The sequence below is a fragment of the Streptomyces sp. SA15 genome, from assembly GCF_002291145.1.
GTDB lineage: Bacteria > Actinomycetota > Actinomycetes > Streptomycetales > Streptomycetaceae > Streptomyces.
Genome location: NZ_NTGE01000088.1, coordinates 21,810 through 39,872 on the forward strand (window position 1 = coordinate 21,810; position 18,063 = coordinate 39,872).

Sequence of the window (18,063 nt, forward strand, 5' to 3'; positions counted from 1 at the left end):
CGCGCGGCGTCAGGTGCGTGCTCTCGGCGTGCCGGGCGCAGGCCCTCGTACTGGTTGTACGTGGGTCTGCGCCCGGTGCGGCGAGAGTGCGTGCATGGCGTCGCGCGGCAGGCGGGAATTTGACGACAGGGCCTACGCATGTGTTCCTCCGGGAGAGGTGTCTCTCCGGATATGTGTCCCTCCGGTATGTGATCCTCCGGCCCCCTCCCCAGGGCGTGCCGTCCGCAGCACACTTGACCGTGGACGATCGAGAAGTGCCGCTGCCGCCGGAGGGGGACATGACATGCGGGACAGTCATCGCGCGGAGGCCGAACGGCTGCTGGCGCGGGCCGTGGAGGAGGAAGTGCGGCGCTCGGGCGGGCGCACCGACGGGGGTGTGCTGCTGTCGCGGGCGCGCGGGTCGCTGGACGCCATGGCGCAGACGGCCGCCGAGGAGTACGAGGCCTACACCCGCGCCCTGGACGAGGCGAAGGCAGGGCAGCTCACCTTCGGGCAGCGGTACGCCAAGGAGGGCGGCGGCACGCCCCTGATGGTGGCCGGTGTCGCCGCCGTCGCGGCCGCCGTCGCCGACCTGGCGCTCGGCACCGGCGCGGGCACGGCGCTGGGCGCGGGCGTGACCGTGGGGGTCGTCGGCGCGGCGGCGACCGTGGTGAAGGTGGCCGGCTCCCATCTGCCCGCCGCACACCACCGCGCGGGCGCCATCACCCAGCCCGGCGGCCCCGAACAGCTGCGCCTGCAGTGGCTGACGGCGCTGGAGGTACGCGGGATCCGCCCGTTCCTCGACCAGCAGCGGGTGCTCAGCGCGTCCACCGGCCCGAAGAAGACCGCGCAGGGGCCGCGGCTGATCGGCGCGGACAAGAGCGCGGCGGCGCGCGGGCGGACCGTGCTCCAGCAGTCGTTCGGTCAACTCCCGGAGCCGGTGGGCCCGTTCGCGGGCCGACGGCAGGAGATGGGGCGGATCCGGCAGTGGGTGCAGGCGGCCCGGGCGAGTACGGAGACGAAGCCGACGGTGGTCGTTCTGCACGGGGCGCCCGGCAGCGGCCGTACGACGCTCGCGGTGCGCGCCGCCCACGACCTGAAGGACTACTTCCGCGGCGCGTGCGTGGTCGACCTGCGCGGCGACAGCCCGGAGGAACCGCCGCTGTCCACCCGCGACGCCCTCCTCCACCTGCTGAACCGGCTCGGCGCGCCCCGCGAGCAGCTGCTGTTCCGGGAGCGTTCCTCCGCGGACCAGCAGGTCAAGCGGCTGAGCGAGCTGTACCACCAGCATCTGACCGGTCTGCCGGTCACCATCGTCCTGGACGACGCCTCGGACCCCGAGCAGGTCCGCACCCTCGTCCCCGAGCGCTCCGACAGCGTGGTGCTGGTCACGGCGCGGGAGCCCATGGTGTTGCCCGCCGACCTGCCGGCCCGGGTGCACCACCTGTCCGTCGAGACCCTGGACGCGCCCGGCGCCGAGGAGCTGCTGGGCGCGGCCGCGCAGGACAGCAGCGGGCCCTACGACGCCGAATCGACCGACCGGGTCAGGGAGTTGTGCGGCGGGCTGCCGCTGGCGCTGCGCATCGCGGGCTCTTCTCTGGGCCCGCGCTCACCCCGCCAGCTGGCCACGGACCTGGGCGCGTACGGCCCGGTCGAGCCGGCCGAGAGAGTCCTCTGGCTGCGTTACACCGACCAGTCGGAGACCGCCCGCCGACTGCTGCGCCGCCTCGCGCTGGCCGGCCGTGCCTCGCTCGGCGCCGCCGCGGCGGCCGCTCTCCTGGCCACGGACGAGGCGGAGGCGACCCGCCACCTGGTGGCGCTCTCCCGGGCGGGCCTGATCGACCACGTGCGCGGCAGCCGCTACCGCCTGCACGACCTGGTCCGCGCCTTCGCCCACGCCCGCCTGCTGGACGAGGAGGAACCGGCGGAGCGTACGGCGGCGCAGGAACGCCTGATCGTGAACTACGCCGACCTGGCCGACTCGGTGCTCCGCCTGGTCGACGGCAACATGTCGACCCGCTCGGACCGCTTCAGCCCGCACGGCTTCCACTCCCTGGACGAGGCGCTGCGCTGGCTGGACGACGAGTCGAGCTTCATCACGGCGGCGCTGCGGCACGCGGAGGACGTGAACCAGGCGGCCGTACTGAATCTGCTGGGCGCCCTGTGCGACTACTGCCTGCTGCGCGGCGACCTCTACCGTCTCGGCGAGATCAGCGAGCTGGCGCAGGCGGTTGACCAGGGGTTGCTGGTCCGCTCGGTGCAGTGGCGCACGGGTATCGCGGCGCGGCAGCTGGGCGAGCTGGACAAGGCGCGCACGACACTGACGTCGGTCGTGGACCTCTACATGGAGGCACACCACGACGCCGGCGCGGCCCGAGCCCTGTGCTCTCTCGGCATCACCCTGCACCACCAGGGCAATCTGACCGAGGCGGCGGCGAGGCTCCGCGAGGCCCTGGATCTCCAGGCCGCGCCCCAACTGGCCACGGACCGCGCCTGGACGATGCACGCGCTGGCGGCGGTGGAGCGGGACCGGGCGCGGCTGGCTCAGGCTCTGGACCTGCTCACCGAGTCCCTGGTCCTGCACCGGCGGGGCGAGTCGGTGCACGGCGAGGCATGGGCCCACTTCCAGCTCGGCCAGCTGGGCCTGCGCATGGGCGACGTACCGCGCGCGGAGCAGGAGCTCCGTACGGCCCTTGAGTTGTACGGCCGCACCCGCGACGCCCGCGGCGAGGCCTGGGCCCTGACCCAGCTGGCCCGGGCCCGCCTGGTCGCCGGCGACGCGTCGGCGGCGGTGGACGCCCTGCGGCAGGCCGCGGCCCGACACCGTGACAACGAGGACGCGCGGGGCGAGGCGTGGACGGTGTACTACCTGGGGCAGGCCCTGGAGGAGACGGGCGACCTGGACCAGGCGGTACGGGAACTGGAGCGGTCGAGGACGATGTTCTCGCGGATCCGGGATGTGTACGGGCTCGCCTGCGCCCGGCATCACTCGGCCCGGGTCACTCGGGACCAACGGGCCGCGCAGACGGGGTCGCTGCGGAACTCGGGGTTCGCGCGCCAGTTGCTGGTGGACGCCCGGGCCGACTTCCAGCGGATCGGCGTCGCGCACGGTGAGGCGTGGACGTGTCTGGAGCTGGCGGTGGTCGACGCGGGGAATGCCCGTACGCCGCAGGCTCTGGCCTTGTGCGACGAGGCGGTGGGGTTGTTCACGTCGTACGGGGACCGGCGCGGGGAGGACTGGGCGCGCTTTCTCCGGTGCACCCTGCTCCCGTATGCCGCTCCGGGGGGCGTCGAGGTCGGTACGGCGGTGGCGCAGGAGGAGCTGGCTCAGTTGGGGCGCGCGGGGCATCCGGCTCGGGACGAGAAGCTGGACGACTACGTGGAGGCGTTCCAGCTGTTGCTGGAGCGGGGGGTGAGCCTGGAGGCGGGCTGGCAGGCCTGGCGGCTGGGGATGGTGCCGGGGAGGCATTCGCGGGAGGTGATGGGGGTGGCGGTCGCGGCTTCACCTCGGTGAGGAGGATTCGATGCGGCACGAACCAGATACCCGACGGGGGCGACCGACATGAAACCCAGGTTCCGGGCCGAGCTCCGGGAAGAACGCTTGTCGAAGCCGGCAAGCGAGGTATTCGTCCGCGGCAACGGCCCCGCAGGAGCCCACTGGCGACCATCTGCGCCCGGAGACGGCACACCTGATGCTGTCCCTGGCCGACCGCTCCCGTTGAGTGGGAGGTCCGTCAGTCGTCGTACGGATCCACGAGCCGGATCGGCTGTCGGACCGCTTCCAGCACCTCCGCAGGAAAGTCCGGACCGGGGACGTAGTACCGGGCCTTGGTGTTGCCGACGGCTTCGAGGAGGCCTGCCTCGGTGAGTGCGCGAATGTCCCGTACCGCCTGTTGGTTGCTCAGGTTCTCGGCGCGCTGGTAGCGGGAGCGGCGGACTCGGCCGGCCAGGGCGGCGTCGTGGAGGGCGGTGACCTGGCGTTCGTCGATTCCGTGGTGCTCGGCGTACTCGGTGAGGTCGATCCAGCAGCGGTTGGAGCGGTCGATTCGGTGCTTCACCGACTGGGACTGCTGGTGGTAGGCGAGGAGGTTGAAGCGGATCCAGGGCGCGGTGTCGCGGTCGGGGGACCATTCTTTGCCGCCGACCTGGTTGAGGATCTTGTAGTACTCCCAGGTGTTCTTGGGCTTGCCCAGCCATGCCTCGATCGACGAGAACTCTGGTGCCAAGACGCCGCCTCGGGCGATGAGCAGGGTCTGCAGCGAACGCGACATCCTGCCGTTGCCGTCGCCCCACGGGTGAATGTTGACCAGGTTGAGGTGCGCCATCGCCGCGCGAACGAGCATCGGCGTGTCCGGGTCACCGTGGTTGAGCCAGTCGGCCAGCTCGTTCATGAGGTCGGGCAGCCGTTCGGCATCCGGCGCGACGTACGCAACCTCTTGGGGGTCACCCGGCTCGTTGATCCACACGCCCCGCCTGCGGAACTGCCCCGCGAGCTTCCGTGGGTAGTGGTGCCCTTGAAGCATCCAGTGCAGGGCGTTGAGCAGCCACACCGAATACGTGAAGCCGGGAGCATCGTGTAGGGACTGGATGTATGTCATGGCGTGCTGATACGCCAGCGTCTCCGCCTTGTTGTCCGCCGAGACGGCGACTTCCTGCTCGCCGTCGATCAGGTCCTCGACGTCCGCGGAGTCGACCGCGTAACCCTCGATGGTGTTGGAGCCCGCGATGGCATGCGCGGTCAGCATCTTGCGCAGCCCCACCGTCCACTTCGTTGGCGTCTGCAAGACCTGATGCCGCAACTCATGGCGCATCTTGTCGATGTTCTCCAGCACCTCGCGGTCCTTCGAGGTGAGGGCAGAAGCCTGATACAGCATGACTCCACGATACCGTTAGGGTGTCATGGAGTCATGCGATCACGGCGTCGCCTTGCCCTTGCCGGAGGAGGCCGCCGCGCCCTCCTCCGAAGCCTCCGAAGCCCCCGAAGCCCCCGGAGCCTCCTCGAAGTCGACCTTCGCCATGTGCTTGCTCATCGACTTCATCAGGGCCCACACCGCCAGGGCCATCACCGCGAAGACGATGAAGCCGAGGACACCGGGGGTGACTTTGTCCTCGTCGACCTCCTTGGCGAGGGCGGCGAGCTGTGTCATTGCCAGGCTTGCGCTTGCGCTCATGTCAGGCATTCTCGCGGATGCCCGCAAAGAGGTCGTCCTCGGGGAGGGAGGTATCGACGAGGGACTTCGCGAGCTCGTACTCCTCCGTCGGCCAGACCTCCTTCTGGATCTCCATCGGGACGCGGAACCAGCCGCCGTCTGGGTCGATCTGCGTGGCGTGCGCGATCAGGGCCTTGTCGCGGATCTCGTAGAAGTCGGCGCACGGGACGTGCGTGGTGAGCGTGCGCTCGGCGCGCTGGAACTCGTCCCAGCGCTTGAGCCAGTCCCCGTACGGCGACTCCAGGCCGCGCTCCAGCAGGGCGTGGTGCAGCGCCTCGGTGCGCGGGCGGTTGAAGCCCTGGTTGTAGTACAGCTTCAGCGGTTGGTACGCCAGGCCGAACTCCTGCTCCGGGTACTTCTCGGTGTCCGCCGCGCCCTCGAACGCCACCATCGAGATCTTGTGGGTCATGATGTGGTCGGGGTGCGGGTAGCCGCCGTTCTCGTCGTACGTGGTGACCACCTGGGGACGGAACGAGCGGATCTGCTTCACCAGCTCGCCGGCCGCCTTGTCGACGTCCTCCAGGGCGAAGCAGCCCTCGGGGAGCGGCGGCAGCGGGTCGCCCTCGGGCAGGCCGGAGTCGACGAAGCCGAGCCACTCCTGCTTGATCCCCAGGATCTCGCGGGCCTCGTCCATCTCCTTCTTGCGTACCTCGTGGATGTGCTCCTCGATGTACTTGTCGCCCTGCAGCTTCGGATTGAGGATGGAGCCGCGCTCCCCGCCCGTGCAGGTCACGACCAGCACGTCCACCCCCTCGGACACGTACTTCGCCATGGTGGCCGCGCCCTTGCTCGACTCGTCGTCGGGGTGGGCGTGCACGGCCATCAGTCGCAGCTGGTCAGTCAAGACTCAATCCTTGTAGTCGGCGCCCCGGGGTGACCCGGTGCGATCGGCGGCTTCTATAGTGACCGAATCGGGGGGCGAATAATTCCGGGGCCGCGGATCTGCCGAAGGCCTTGCCGAGAGGACGATCATGAGTACGGCGAGCACGCGACTGCCCGAGGGCCGTTACGGTCGCTCCTCGGACGAGCGCGCCGACCGCAGGCTCAAGGTCATCGGTGCCGCCCTCGGGGCCCTGCTGCTCGCCCTGATCGGCTACTTCGCGTACCACTACGTCGGCCAGAACAAGATCAGCGGTGAAGTGATCACGTTCAAGCCCCTGAAGGACTCGGTGCAGGTGCATCTGGAGGTCCGCAAGGACGCCGGCGCCGGCGGCTACTGCACGGTGCGCTCCCAGGCGGAGGACGGCGCCGAGGTGGGCCGGGCCGACTTCCGCTTCGACGGGGACGCCACACGCATCGACAAGGTCGTCACGCTTCGTACGACGTCACAGGGCACGACGGCCGAGTTGCTCGGCTGCCACGCCGACTGACCGGGGAATACGTACCGGCTGACCTGCGTTGGCGTGATTCTGAGGGCTTATGTCCTCCCCCTTCGGGCTCTGAATTGTTAGGCTCGTGGTTTCGCCCTTCCATGGAGGAACATGCTTCTGGGTAGGGCGATGCTTTGTATTCCCAGTACCGACGAGGAGCACCTGTGACCCAGACCAGCGAGAACGTCACCTGGCTGACCCAGGAGGCGTACAACAAGCTCAAGGATGAGCTTGAGTACCTTACTGGTCCTGCGCGCACGGAGATCGCCGCCAAGATCGCGGCCGCGCGCGAGGAGGGCGACCTGCGCGAGAACGGCGGGTACCACGCGGCCAAGGAGGAGCAGGGCAAGCAGGAGCTCCGGGTGCGCCAGCTGACCCAGCTCCTGGAGAATGCCCAGGTCGGCGAGGCCCCTGCCTCCGCGGACGGTGCGGTGGCGCCCGGCATGGTCGTGACGATCGCCTTCGACGGTGACGAGGACGACACGCTGACCTTCCTGCTGGCCTCGCGTGAGTACGCGAGCGCCGACATCGAGACCTACTCCCCGCAGTCCCCGCTGGGTTCCGGCGTGATGGGCCACAAGGTCGGCGAGGACGCGCAGTACGAGTTGCCGAACGGCAAGAAGGCCTCGGTGAAGATCCTCAAGGCCGAGCCCTACAGCGGCTGACCCGGCCGAACCGACAGGTCCTTGGCGAGCCCCCGGTGTCCGCGTGACGCCGGGGGCGTCGTCATGCTGTCGTCGAACGGTACTTCCAGACCGTCAGGGTCCGGAATATGAGGATGATCAGGGCCGAGTAGATCAGTGAGGCCCAGACCGGGTGCCGCATCGAAGCCGCTTGCGCCACGTGGAGCAAGGTCCTCGACCTGCCATCAGCCGACCGCCCGGCGGTACTTGCGAACCGCAAGCGTACGGAAGATCAGGATGATCACGACCGACCAGATCAGCGAGGCCCACACGGGGTGCTGCATGGGCCAGGCGTCGGGTGTCTGGAAGCCAGGGGGAAGGTTGCCGAACAGCTCGCGGCACGCCTGCACGGTGGCGCTGAACGGATTCCACTCCGCGATGTGCCGCAGGAAGGTCGGCATCTGGTTCGCGTCCACGAACGCGTTCGAGATGAACGTCAGCGGAAACAGCCAGATCAGGCCGCCCGAGGTCGCCGCTTCAGGAGTGCGCACGGACAGGCCGATGAGCGCGCCGATCCACGAGAACGCGTACCCGAGCAGCAGGAGCAGGCCGAACCCGGCGAGCACCTTGCCGAAGTTCTCATGCGTGCGCCAGCCGACCAGCAGCGCGACGACCGCAAGGACGACCAGAGTGAGGGCCGTCTGCACGGAGTCGGCGAGGGTCCGCCCGGTCAGCACCGCGCCGCGCGCCATGGGCAGGGAGCGGAAGCGGTCGATGAGGCCCTTGTGCATGTCGTCGGCGATGCCCGCACCCGCGCCCGCCGTGGCGAACGTGACGGTCTGGGCGAAGATGCCCGCCATCAGGAACTCTCGGTAGGCCTGGGTGGAGGTGGACGAGCCGACCTGGATCGAGCCGCCGAACACGTAGGTGAACAGCACCACGAACATGATGGGCTGGACCAGCCCAAAAATGATCATCTCGGGAATCCGACCCATGCGAATCAGATTCCGGCGGGTGATGACCAGGGAGTCGCGCACGGACTGGCCGAGGGGGTGGGCGGACGCCGCGATCCGCGCGGCGTCGGTGGCGGCACTCACTTGGCGGCCTCCTTCTTGTGCTTGCGGGCGTGGGCGTCCTTGGCGTCTGCCGCCGCGTCGTTCTCCTTGTCCTCGGCCTCGGCCACATGGCCGGTCAGCGACAGGAAGACATCGTCCAGGGTCGGGCGGCGCAGCCCGATGTCGTCGATCTCGACGCCGCGGGTGTCCAGCTCGCGGATGACCTCGGCGAGCAGCTTCGCGCCGCCGGTCACGGGCACGGTGATCCTGCGGGTGTGCTCCTCGACGGTGGTCTCCCCCTTGCCGAAGCCGGTGAGCACCTCGACGGCGGTCGGTATGTGCTCGCGCTCGTGCACCACGACCTCGACGCGCTCGCCGCCGGTGCGGGCCTTGAGCTGGTCCGAGGTACCGCGGGCGATGACGCGGCCGTGGTCGACCACGGCGATGTCGTGGGCGAGGTGATCGGCCTCTTCGAGGTACTGGGTGGTCAGCAGCAGCGTCGTACCGCCGGAGACCAGCTGTTTGATGACCTCCCACAGCATCTGGCGGTTGCGCGGGTCGAGGCCGGTCGTCGGCTCGTCCATGAACATCACGGGCGGCGACACGACGAGCGCCGCGGCCAAGTCGAGCCGACGGCGCATGCCTCCGGAGTAGGTCTTCGCGGGACGGTCGGCGGCGTCCGCGAGGCCGAACTGGCCGAGCAGCTCCTCGGCCCGGACCTTCGCGGCCTTGGCCTTCATCTGGTAGAGCCGGCCGACCATCTCGAGGTTCTCGTGGCCGGTCAGGTACTCGTCGACCGCGGCGAACTGGCCGGACAGGCCGATCGAACGCCGCACTGCGTCGGGCTGCTTGAGCACGTCGAGGCCGGCGACGACCGCCTTGCCGCTGTCGGGGCGCAGCAAGGTCGTCAGACAGCGGACCGTCGTCGTCTTGCCCGCGCCGTTGGGCCCGAGCAGGCCCAGCACGGTGCCCTCCGGGACGTCGAGGTCGACGCCGTCCAGAGCCTTTACGTCGCCGAAGGTCTTGACCAGGCCTTCGGCATAGATGGCGCCTGGCATATGAGTCTCCACGTCGTTGGGAATTCGTTCGTCGGTGTTCGTTCGTCAGGGGGAATCGGCGGCACGAGACTCACCATAACGCGATGTATCGCGTCTCTCAATGGACTTTCCCGAACGAGTGACAAAGGTGGCCTGACCTCAGCCGATGACCGTGTACCCCGCGTCGCGCAAGGCCTGGCCGACCTCGGCGCAGTGTGCCGGGCCCTTCGTCTCCAGGTGCAGCTCGACCTCCGCCTCCGTGAGCCCGAGCCGTGGGTCGGTCCGTACGTGGCTCACATCGAGGACGTTAGCGTCCACCACTGACAACACCCCGAGAAGCGTCGCGAGGGCGCCCGGCCGGTCCGTCAGCCTGAGCCGAACGGCCAGGTAGCGGCCCTGCGCGGCCATGCCGTGCCGCAGGATGCGCTGGAGCAGCAGCGGGTCGACGTTGCCGCCGGACAGCACGGCCACGACCGGTCCCTCGAAGGAACCGGGGTCGCTCAGCAGCGCCGCGACCGGGCTCGCCCCGGCCGGCTCGACGACCAGCTTGGCCCGCTCCAGGCACAGCAGCAGCGCGGTGGACAGCTCGTCCTCCGTCACCGTGCGCACCTCGTCCACCAGATCGCCGATGATCCCGAACGGCACGTCGCCGGGCCGCCCGACCTTGATGCCGTCGGCCATCGTCGCCGGGTTCTCGATCGACACCGGGCGCCCGGCCGCCAGCGAGGGCGGATACGCGGCCGCGCCCGCCGCCTGCACACCCACGATCCGCACATCCGGCCTGAGCGCCTTCACCGCGATCGCGATACCCGCCGCGAGCCCGCCCCCGCCGATGCCGACGACGATCGTGCGCGCCTCCGGGCACTGTTCCAGGATCTCCAGGCCGACCGTCCCCTGGCCCGCGATGATGTCGAGGTGGTCGAAGGGGTGGATGAACACCGCGCCCGTCTCGGCCGCGTAGTCCTGCGCGGCGGCCAGCGTCTCGTCGACCACCTGGCCGTGCAGGCGCACCTCGGCGCCGTATTCCTTCGTGGCACTGATCTTCGGCAGCGGGGCGCCCTTCGGCATGAACACCGTGGAGCGCACGCCGAGCAGCGAGGACGCCAGGGCGACGCCCTGCGCGTGGTTGCCCGCGCTCGCGGCCACGACTCCCGCGGCCCGCTCCTCGGGCAGCAGCCCGGCGATACGGACGTAGGCGCCGCGCAGCTTGAACGATCCCGTCCGCTGGAGGTTCTCGCACTTGAAGTGCACCGGCGCGCCGACCAGCTGGGTCAGGTGCCGGCTGCCCTCCATCGCGGTCACCCGCGCCACGCCCGAGAGCATCTTCTGGGCGCCGCGCACGTCGTCGAGGGTGACCGACGGCAAGGAGAGGGAGACCTTGCGGTAGTTCATGAGTCAAGTCTCGCAGTTCATACGCGGAAGGCCCCGCTGTGACCAAGCTCCGAGACCGGATTGCGCAGCGCCGGTACACCCCGCGTCCGGGCCGCGTACCCTGTCCCCCAATTAGCGGTCCTCCATCAGCCAGCCCTTCACGAAGTGAGCTCCCGGCCATGCCCACAACACCTGAAATGTCGATGGACATGACGATCGTCGGTGACACCGGTCTTCTCGACACGCTGCAGCACGAGGTGGCGGTGTTCGCCCGCCGTGCCGAACAGACGCGGCTCGGCGGGGTCGGGCAGGTGCGCAACTCCATGGACCGCGCCGCGTACCTGCTGCTCAACCGCCTCGACAAAGAGGGCCCGATGGGCGTCAAGGCGCTCGCGGCGAGCATGGGGATCGACTCGTCCACGGTCACCCGGCAGGTGGCTCCGCTCGTCGACACCGGGCTCGTCAAGCGCACCTCGCACCCCGAGGACGGACGGGCCGTGGTGCTTCAGCTCTCCCCGCGCGGGCTGTCGCGGCTGGAGGAAGTGCGCTCGTCCCGGCGTCAGTTGATGGCCGAGCTGACGCACGACTGGACGCCGGAGGAGCGTGAGGCGTTCTGCGCGCTCCTGACGCGCTTCAACACCGCTCTCTCCGCCCGGATGGCGGCCCAGGGGCTACCGGGGGCGGAGCCCCCGGCCTCCTGAGCGCCCGGCACGCGCGCGTGGGCCGGTGGGAAGAGCACCGGGGCGATGCGCGGCTCTCGGCACTGCGCGGCTCTTGACCGCGAGGCCACGCCTGGCCTCATATGAGACCGGGTCCCCGTCGTACACGGTTTCGCATCCGCGCGCGACCGGGCCCGTTTTCCCTCAGGATCGCCCTCAGGCGGGAGGCGCGGTGCGACAACGGCATGCGTCCCAGGACGCCCGCCGGGCCCGGGAGTTCGAGGCGTTCGTCGCGGGCGCGGCCGGGCGACTGCTGCACACCGCGACACTCCTCACGGCGGAGGCACCGCACGACAACCCGCGCGCGCGGCGCCTGCTGACGCTGGCCCTCGCCCACACGTACGCGTGCTGGGACCGGCTGCGCGGCGAGGATCCCTACGACCGGGCCCGCCAGTACCTGGCCACCCGCTTCGCGCGCGGCGCATGGCACCACTACGGCGCCCTCGGCCGGGCCCGCCCGCACCCCGACAGCCCCCTGGCCCGGCTCGCCCCCCAGGAACGCCTGATCCTGGTGCTCAGGCTGTACGAGGGAGTCGCCGAGGAGCAGGCGGCGGCCCTGCTCGGCCTCCCCCCGGAACGCGTCCGAGCGATCTGCGACCGGGCGACCACAACGCTCCTGCACCGGCCCAGGGGCCCGGCCCCGGCGGGCGTGGCGGGGGCGACGGTGGCGCCGTCATGAGGTGGGTGCGGGGGTCTGGAAGGGGGCCGGAAGGACCGGACGGCGGCGGAAGTGGCGGCCGGATGGAGCGAGAGCGCGACATCGGCAGCGGGCGGCTGAGCGGCCGAACCGACGCCCCTGTGAGGGGAGAGTGCGGCACCCGCCGCGGGCAGCCGAGCAGCCGAACCGACGCTCTCAGGAACGGAACGTGCGACACCGGCAAGAGCCGTCCTGCCGGTGAAGGCGCCGCCCTCACGTCGCGCGAGACATGGGGAGCGCGCGAGTCCCGAAGAGGGCACCGCGGCAGCGAAACCTGCGCCCCCACGGGGCGAGCACACACCCCCGACCGGCGACGGCCCAGCCCCAGGAGGTCTGGATGAACCGGCCCGAGCGGGAGGCCGCCGTGCGGCGGATCATGGAGCGGGCAGTGCCGCCGGTGCCGCAGGAGCTGTACGCGGACGTCGTGCGCCGCGGCGGCCGCACGCTGCGCCGCAGGAGGGCGGCCCGCCGCCTGATGTGGCTGCTGCTGTTCGCCGTGACCGTGGCGTTCGTCGTGTGGGCACTGACGGCCCGGCCCTGGGTGGAGCCGCCCTCGCAGACGACTCCACCGATCCGGGACTGGTAGGGGACCGGAGGCCCTGTCGTCAAATTCCCGGGAATTTGACGACAGGGCCTAGCCGAGCGCCTGCTGAAGGTCTTCCAGCAGGTCGTCCACGTTCTCGATGCCCACGGAGAGGCGCACGAGGTCGGCGGGCACCTCGAGGGCCGAGCCGGCCGCGGAGGCGTGCGTCATGCGGCCGGGGTGCTCGATGAGGGACTCCACGCCGCCGAGGGACTCCCCGAGCGTGAACACCTTGGCGCGGTTGCAGACCTCGACGGCCGCCTCCTCGCCGCCCTCGACCCGGAAGGAGACCATGCCGCCGAACGACCTCATCTGCTTGGCGGCGACCTCGTGACCGGGGTGTTCCGGCAGCCCCGGGTACAGCACACGCGTCACGCGCGCGTGCCGGGTCAGCATCTCGGCGATCTTCGTGGCGTTCTCGCTGTGCCGGTCCATGCGCACCGACAGCGTCTTCGTGCCGCGCAGCACCAGCCAGGAGTCGAAGGGCCCGGCGACCGCGCCCATCGCGTTCTGGTGGTACGCCAGCTCCTCGCCCAGATCCACGTCGCCCACGATCAGCGCGCCGCCGACGACGTCCGAGTGGCCGCCCATGTACTTGGTCAGCGAGTGCACCACGACGTCCGCGCCGAGAGAGAGCGGCTGCTGGAGGTACGGCGTGGCGAAGGTGTTGTCGACGACCAGCTTCGCGCCCGCGTCCCGGGCGATCTGGGCGACGGCGGCGATGTCGGTGATGCCGAGCAGCGGGTTGGAGGGGGTCTCCACCCACACGGCCTTGGTCTTCGGGGTGATGGCGGCTCGTACGGCGGCCGGATCGCCGGTGTCGGCGACCGACCACTCCACGCCCCACCGGGAGACCACCTTGGCGAAGAGGCGGAACGTGCCGCCGTACGCGTCGTTGGGGATGACCACGTGGTCGCCGGGGCTGAGCAGCGTACGCAACAGGCAGTCCTCGGCCGCCAGTCCGGACGCGAACGCGAGGCCCCGGCGGCCGCCCTCGAGGGCGGCGATGTTCTCCTCCAGGGCGGTCCTGGTCGGGTTGGCGCTGCGGCTGTACTCGTAGCCGCCGCGCAGGCCTCCGACGCCGTCCTGCTTGTAGGTCGAGACCTGGTAGATCGGCGGGACGACCGCGCCGGTCAGGGGATCGGCGGTGTTGCCCGCGTGGATCGCGAGGGTCTCGAAGTGCTGACTGATGTGCCTGTCGCTCATGGGTGCGAGGGTAGTGCGCTCGCGGGGCGGTTGCCGGACGGCGGGACACGGGCGGGTTTTTCCACAGGCCGGCGACCAGGTTGGCCAATTGTCGGCGGCGTCTGGAACCCTTGAGACATGGAGATTCTCTGGGTCCTGATGGCGCTGGTCATGCTTGGCTTCGTGCTGCTGCCGTTCATGAGGCGCAGGCGCGGCATGATCGAACAGGTCCACCCGGGCCACCCGGACGCCGCGGACCCCGCGAACTACGGCTTCGCGCCGCAGGAGGAGCTGGACGTCCGTATGCCCGGCCCCGACCAGGACCTGCTGGACGTCCTGGACCTCGTGCAGCGCACGCAGGACCACCGGGCGGCCGCGCAGCTCCTCGCCGGCACCGAGACCGAGGGCGAGCGGCGCTGGCAGCGGGTGCAGGCCTTCGCCGGGGCCGCGTCGCTGGAGTTGCAGCAGCGGCCCGGCGGGGTCAGTGAGACGCCGGGCGGGCAGTGGCTGCGGGTGTGGCGGGCGGAGGCACCCAAGGACGCGGGCGGCGCGGCGGTGCACGCGGAGTTCCTGGTCCAGCAGGCGTGGCGGACGTCGACGCCCGGCACGGACGAGTTCCGGATCATCATGGAGGAGGCGAAGGCCGCCTGTGGTGACGCGGCGCTGCTGGCCCCCGGCGACCCGATCCCGTACATCGTCGAGCTGTCGGTGGCGCGCGGACTGGCGTACCCCCAGCCGGAGTTCGAACAGCTCTGGCTGAAGATCCTGGACCGCGCCCCGACGCACATGGGCGCGCATCTGGCCGCCCTGCACTACTGGTGCGAGAAGTGGCACGGCTCGCGGGAGCAGGCGTACGCCTTCGCGGAAGCGGCGGCCGCCCGTGCCCCCCGGGGCTCCCTCCTGGCGGCCATGCCCCTCTTCGCGGTCTTCGAGCACCTCCCCGAGGTGAACCTGGTCAGCGGCTTCTACCAGAGCGAGGTCGTGACGAAGGCGATCCACGGCGCGCTGCACGCCGTCCACTCGGCCCGCCCGGACGACCCGATGCTGGCCCACGTCCGCCACCTGCTGGTGTTCTTCCTGGTCCGCGGCGAGCGCTGGGCGGAGGCGATGAGCCAGCTCGTCCACATAGACGGCCACGTCGGCGCCCTGCCGTGGACCCTCTCCCCCGACCCGGCGGCGGAGTTCGCGGTCTACCGCGCGCTGGCGGTGGCGGGCTACGAGGCGAACGGCGGCAGCCCGGCGACGTTGCCGCACTGAGGGCGGCGGGCGGCCGGAATTCACGGCGCGCCCCGCACGTTGATGTGACCGGAGCCGTGATGGGCCCCGGGCCCCGATTGGAGACCGCATGTTCCTGCACAGCCGTACCCCCCAGCTGCCGAGCCCCGAGCAGGCTCTGCCCGGCCGCCCGGAGCCGGCCTTCACGGTCCCCGACCGCCACACCGTCCTCGGCAACCCGCTGCTCGGCCCCTACCCCGAGGGCCTGGAAGTGGCCGACTTCGGCCTCGGCTGCTTCTGGGGCGCCGAGCGCAAGTTCTGGCAGCTCCCGGCGGGAGTCTGGACAACGCTGGTCGGCTACCAGGGCGGCTACACCGAGCACCCCACGTACGAGGAGGTCTGCTCGGGCCTGACCGGCCACACGGAGGTGGTCCGCGTGGTCTACGACCCGAAGCTGATCTCGTACGAACGTCTCCTGAAGACCTTCTGGGAGTCCCACGACCCCACGCAGGGCTTCCGCCAGGGCAATGACGTCGGCACGCAGTACCGCTCGGCGATCTATACCCACACCCCCGAACAGGCCGCCATCGCCGAATCCTCCCGCAAGGCCTACCAGGAGGTCCTGACGGGTTCGGGCCACGGCACGATCACCACAGAAATCCTCCCGGCGGAGGGCCGCGCCTTCTATCCGGGGGAGGGGTACCACCAGCAGTACCTCGACAAGAATCCGGCGGGGTACTGCGGGATCGGCGGGACGGGGGTCAAGCTAAGTACCCCGTTCGAGACGAACTGGGGGGCGTCCTGCCCGACGGGCATCGCTGAGGTGCCGGAAACGCACGACAACTAACGCCCGTCGCCCAGACACGGCTGATGTTCTCCACGGGGGAATGCACCACTGAACAACCGTCGCCGATCAACACGAAGAGTCCCCAGCACGGACAGGGCCCCGGTCATCTCGACCGGGGCCCTGCTTTTGTGGTCCCCTTGTACGGAGGCCGACGCGTGCCCGCCCACCGGGCAACTGCCTCAGCCGACCGTCACGGTCACCCCGTTGGTGGCGGCGATCATCAGCATCACTATGACGCCCACCGTCACGAGGATGCTGATCAGGCGGGCAGTCCGGCGCTCCTTCTTGATTGTGTACCGGACTGTCCGCCCCACCTCCTTGCTCACGCTCATACGTCTCACCTCCCCTCGGCGCAGGTCCGGGTTTCAGCTTGCATGACAGGGATGACGTGACGTTCCGGGCCGATACGCTGTGCACCAACGTGTGCCACATTGAAACAAGATGTGACGGGGGACGCTTGGCCAAGATCGATATTCCGGACAGCCTGGGGCCGGGGGCCTTGCGTGAATACCTGGAGTGGCTCCGCGACCTACACGACAAGGCTGGCCAACCGGGAGCGCGAGAAATCGGCAGCACCATTGGGTGCAGTCACGCGACGGTGACACGTTTGTTCAAGAGCTACCCGAGTAACCAGAGACTCGCATATGAGCTGGTCAAGTACTTGGTGAGCACTGCTCTGCGCCCGACGGTCCGCACAGAAGAGGACCTGGAAACGATCCTCGACAAGCTTGACGAGTTGCTCCGAGCTGCGGATCCCAATGCAAACAGGGCAAAGCCAAGCGGAGAGCCACAAGATCGCTTTACCGAGACGGTCAAGGGGCAACCGCCGCACCGGTCCCAAAAATCAGTCACGTTGGCCGAATTCCAACGCAGTTGGGATTTCCTAGGTGTACCGCAGACCTTGGTGCTGCACTTCTGTGGATGGGCGCCGAACCATCGACACGCAAGCAGGTTCGATGCCGACGACCGGTTGAGCGTCTTGGGTGACCGAACTGGCGTTACCACGTACGTTCGCCTTTGCCCAGATCATGCGTTGACCAGCAATCTTCTGTACCTCCGGAATCAGAGGCCTGACGTAGTCCTCATCTACTTCGAGGACCGGACGGAGATCAAAACGGATGTAGGCCGAACGAGATTCGACGTGACCTTGCTGCAAGAAATCAGCCTTCTGGAGCTGCTGATTGACATGAATCGACCGTCACAAGTTCTACTGATTTTCGAAGCAGTCGACTGTAATAACAGACCGACAGAGGCGGCAGTAAGGGGGACACTTCGGAAAATCGCCGAGTTGAATCGCGGAGTCACAGAAAGGGAGTCGACCACCGCCAGCGCGGTGTTTATCGATGCCGACGAGAATGGCCCAGGGGTTCCCCTGCCGGTCTTGCTGGAGGAAGCCACCCGCGAGCAGGAAGAAAGCGGTGTTACCCATTTCGGCCTCACCGCCCTGATCACCGCGGCACAAGACCTAATGGACGTCCATTTCCATACAGAGAACTACGAAAGGCCGAGCAAAGCACTCAATGCACACCAAGAAGGAACGTTCAAGGATTACCGAAAAGAGCCCCACCACCATCCATCCCGCGCAACAAATCAGGAACCACCTAAGCTGCGTGAATCCCTATCGCCGTATGCGAGCGATATAGCAAAGATTCGTGATGCCGCCGCAGCAGCCGCAGCAGCTAAGGCCTCAGACAAACAACAGGAACCTGCCCAGCTTTACAATGATGCACTGAGCCGGACACATTCAGGTTTGGAAAATTATCTCGCGAAGAAACTAGAAGGTACGGGTCTTCGCCTCGTCGGCTCTGTTCCGCGAGCACCTGCTGGCTGGCCTCCCAGAGACTACGGGGGGAGTGCCAACCTGCCTGGCTGGGGCATCGAACTTCTGCCAGCACCTTGGCTTGGCGCAAGCATCGGCGTTGTCCACCGTTCCCACCCCGGCGAAGATCTCACCGACCTGGGATTGACATTCATCCTGGCAACAATGACGCATAATTCACAGCACGATCACATACGAGAATTTCTACGATTCGTTCCAGGATCGCCGCAACTCGATCAAGTGATTACAGTATTGAGGGGTAAGATCGATGCTGCACTCCCCTCTGCGCTGGCCCATTTCCTGAGTGCCTGCAAAGAAGCCGACATCAGGGGACTCTAATCGACAATTAGCTG

17 protein-coding genes are annotated in these 18,063 nt (G+C 69.0%); 9 read left to right on the top strand and 8 right to left on the bottom strand.

Annotated elements, in window-relative coordinates; translation table 11 throughout:
* Positions 1 to 283 precede the first annotated feature (283 nt).
* Positions 284 to 3,493, top strand: a complete 3,210-nt coding sequence (locus CLM62_RS16360) for a tetratricopeptide repeat protein (protein ID WP_095750609.1) — start codon at positions 284 to 286, stop codon at positions 3,491 to 3,493.
* Positions 3,494 to 3,713: 220 nt separating this feature from the next.
* Here the strand turns inward: CLM62_RS16360 and CLM62_RS16365 are convergent, their stop codons facing one another.
* Genes CLM62_RS16365 through mca form a run of 3 tightly spaced genes read right to left on the bottom strand, consistent with a single transcriptional unit; the run spans position 3,714 to position 6,012 of the window.
* On the bottom strand, positions 3,714 to 4,853 hold the full coding sequence (locus tag CLM62_RS16365) for a Fic family protein (RefSeq protein WP_095750610.1): 1,140 nt from the start codon (positions 4,851 to 4,853) through the stop codon (positions 3,714 to 3,716).
* 39 nt (positions 4,854 to 4,892) lie between these two features.
* The gene (locus tag CLM62_RS16370; protein ID WP_095750611.1) at positions 4,893 to 5,159 is read right to left on the bottom strand and encodes a hypothetical protein; all 267 of its coding nucleotides are present in this window, start codon (positions 5,157 to 5,159) and stop codon (positions 4,893 to 4,895) included.
* Entirely contained in the window at positions 5,152 to 6,012 is an 861-nt protein-coding gene (gene mca, locus CLM62_RS16375) for a mycothiol conjugate amidase Mca (RefSeq protein WP_179382119.1), read from the bottom strand. Before mca ends, CLM62_RS16370 begins: the two co-directional genes overlap by 8 nt.
* A 148-nt stretch (positions 6,013 to 6,160) precedes the next feature.
* Between mca and CLM62_RS16380 the strand changes: the two genes are divergently transcribed.
* Positions 6,161 to 6,559 (top strand): DUF4307 domain-containing protein, encoded by a 399-nt coding sequence (locus CLM62_RS16380; protein WP_095750613.1) that lies wholly within the window; start codon positions 6,161 to 6,163, stop codon positions 6,557 to 6,559.
* Positions 6,560 to 6,723: 164 nt separating this feature from the next.
* A complete protein-coding gene (gene greA, locus CLM62_RS16385) occupies positions 6,724 to 7,224 on the top strand; it encodes a transcription elongation factor GreA (RefSeq protein ID WP_095750614.1) in 501 nt (166 codons plus the stop codon).
* Positions 7,225 to 7,427: 203 nt separating this feature from the next.
* Here greA and CLM62_RS16390 read toward each other — a convergent pair whose 3' ends face one another.
* From CLM62_RS16390 to ilvA, 3 genes are all read right to left on the bottom strand, one after another.
* Positions 7,428 to 8,279, bottom strand: coding sequence for an ABC transporter permease (locus CLM62_RS16390; RefSeq protein ID WP_095750615.1), 852 nt, complete (start codon positions 8,277 to 8,279; stop codon positions 7,428 to 7,430).
* Complete coding sequence (locus CLM62_RS16395; RefSeq protein WP_095750616.1) at positions 8,276 to 9,295, bottom strand: ATP-binding cassette domain-containing protein; 1,020 nt, start codon at positions 9,293 to 9,295, stop codon at positions 8,276 to 8,278. Before CLM62_RS16395 ends, CLM62_RS16390 begins: the two co-directional genes overlap by 4 nt.
* A gap of 138 nt (positions 9,296 to 9,433) precedes the next feature.
* Positions 9,434 to 10,666 (bottom strand): threonine ammonia-lyase, encoded by a 1,233-nt coding sequence (ilvA, locus tag CLM62_RS16400; RefSeq protein ID WP_095750617.1) that lies wholly within the window; start codon positions 10,664 to 10,666, stop codon positions 9,434 to 9,436.
* 158 nt (positions 10,667 to 10,824) lie between these two features.
* Between ilvA and CLM62_RS16405 the strand changes: the two genes are divergently transcribed.
* The 3 genes from CLM62_RS16405 to CLM62_RS16415 all read left to right on the top strand — a co-directional run bounded on the left by CLM62_RS16405 (position 10,825) and on the right by CLM62_RS16415 (position 12,647).
* Positions 10,825 to 11,346 carry a MarR family transcriptional regulator gene (locus CLM62_RS16405; RefSeq protein ID WP_257003876.1) on the top strand — a complete coding sequence of 174 codons (522 nt, stop codon included), beginning with the start codon at positions 10,825 to 10,827 and terminating at the stop codon, positions 11,344 to 11,346.
* A 190-nt stretch (positions 11,347 to 11,536) separates the two neighbouring features.
* Positions 11,537 to 12,043: a sigma factor-like helix-turn-helix DNA-binding protein gene (locus tag CLM62_RS16410; protein ID WP_179382117.1), complete on the top strand. Its 507-nt coding sequence runs from the start codon at positions 11,537 to 11,539 to the stop codon at positions 12,041 to 12,043.
* A 355-nt stretch (positions 12,044 to 12,398) separates the two neighbouring features.
* Positions 12,399 to 12,647 (top strand): hypothetical protein, encoded by a 249-nt coding sequence (locus tag CLM62_RS16415; RefSeq protein WP_095750619.1) that lies wholly within the window; start codon positions 12,399 to 12,401, stop codon positions 12,645 to 12,647.
* Between the two features lie 48 nt (positions 12,648 to 12,695).
* Here the strand turns inward: CLM62_RS16415 and CLM62_RS16420 are convergent, their stop codons facing one another.
* Positions 12,696 to 13,850: a cystathionine gamma-synthase gene (locus tag CLM62_RS16420; RefSeq protein WP_095750620.1), complete on the bottom strand. Its 1,155-nt coding sequence runs from the start codon at positions 13,848 to 13,850 to the stop codon at positions 12,696 to 12,698.
* 117 nt (positions 13,851 to 13,967) lie between these two features.
* Here CLM62_RS16420 and CLM62_RS16425 point away from each other — a divergent pair, with 117 nt between their 5' ends.
* Complete coding sequence (locus CLM62_RS16425) at positions 13,968 to 15,086, top strand: hypothetical protein (protein WP_095750621.1); 1,119 nt, start codon at positions 13,968 to 13,970, stop codon at positions 15,084 to 15,086.
* Positions 15,087 to 15,174: 88 nt separating this feature from the next.
* On the top strand, positions 15,175 to 15,891 hold the full coding sequence (gene msrA, locus CLM62_RS16430) for a peptide-methionine (S)-S-oxide reductase MsrA (protein ID WP_095750622.1): 717 nt from the start codon (positions 15,175 to 15,177) through the stop codon (positions 15,889 to 15,891).
* A 179-nt stretch (positions 15,892 to 16,070) separates the two neighbouring features.
* Here msrA and CLM62_RS50060 read toward each other — a convergent pair whose 3' ends face one another.
* Positions 16,071 to 16,223: a hypothetical protein gene (locus CLM62_RS50060; protein ID WP_179382116.1), complete on the bottom strand. Its 153-nt coding sequence runs from the start codon at positions 16,221 to 16,223 to the stop codon at positions 16,071 to 16,073.
* Between the two features lie 125 nt (positions 16,224 to 16,348).
* On the opposite strand from CLM62_RS50060, the gene CLM62_RS49350 reads away from it, so the two are divergent.
* Complete coding sequence (locus tag CLM62_RS49350; RefSeq protein ID WP_143659090.1) at positions 16,349 to 18,049, top strand: hypothetical protein; 1,701 nt, start codon at positions 16,349 to 16,351, stop codon at positions 18,047 to 18,049.
* The last annotated feature ends 14 nt before the right edge of the window (positions 18,050 to 18,063 follow it).

Coding starts and splice junctions, on each gene's coding strand:
- ilvA (WP_095750617.1), bottom strand. CDS start 10,666: ATGAACTACCGCAAGGTCTCCCTCTCCTTGCCGTCGGTCACCCTCGAC.
- CLM62_RS16365 (WP_095750610.1), bottom strand. CDS start 4,853: ATGCTGTATCAGGCTTCTGCCCTCACCTCGAAGGACCGCGAGGTGCTG.
- msrA (WP_095750622.1), top strand. CDS start 15,175: ATGTTCCTGCACAGCCGTACCCCCCAGCTGCCGAGCCCCGAGCAGGCT.
- CLM62_RS16405 (WP_257003876.1), top strand. CDS start 10,825: ATGCCCACAACACCTGAAATGTCGATGGACATGACGATCGTCGGTGAC.
- CLM62_RS16370 (WP_095750611.1), bottom strand. CDS start 5,159: ATGCCTGACATGAGCGCAAGCGCAAGCCTGGCAATGACACAGCTCGCC.
- CLM62_RS50060 (WP_179382116.1), bottom strand. CDS start 16,223: ATGAGCGTGAGCAAGGAGGTGGGGCGGACAGTCCGGTACACAATCAAG.
- CLM62_RS16360 (WP_095750609.1), top strand. CDS start 284: ATGCGGGACAGTCATCGCGCGGAGGCCGAACGGCTGCTGGCGCGGGCC.
- CLM62_RS16420 (WP_095750620.1), bottom strand. CDS start 13,850: ATGAGCGACAGGCACATCAGTCAGCACTTCGAGACCCTCGCGATCCAC.
- CLM62_RS16425 (WP_095750621.1), top strand. CDS start 13,968: ATGGAGATTCTCTGGGTCCTGATGGCGCTGGTCATGCTTGGCTTCGTG.
- CLM62_RS16415 (WP_095750619.1), top strand. CDS start 12,399: ATGAACCGGCCCGAGCGGGAGGCCGCCGTGCGGCGGATCATGGAGCGG.
- CLM62_RS16395 (WP_095750616.1), bottom strand. CDS start 9,295: ATGCCAGGCGCCATCTATGCCGAAGGCCTGGTCAAGACCTTCGGCGAC.
- mca (WP_179382119.1), bottom strand. CDS start 6,012: ATGGCCGTGCACGCCCACCCCGACGACGAGTCGAGCAAGGGCGCGGCC.
- CLM62_RS16380 (WP_095750613.1), top strand. CDS start 6,161: ATGAGTACGGCGAGCACGCGACTGCCCGAGGGCCGTTACGGTCGCTCC.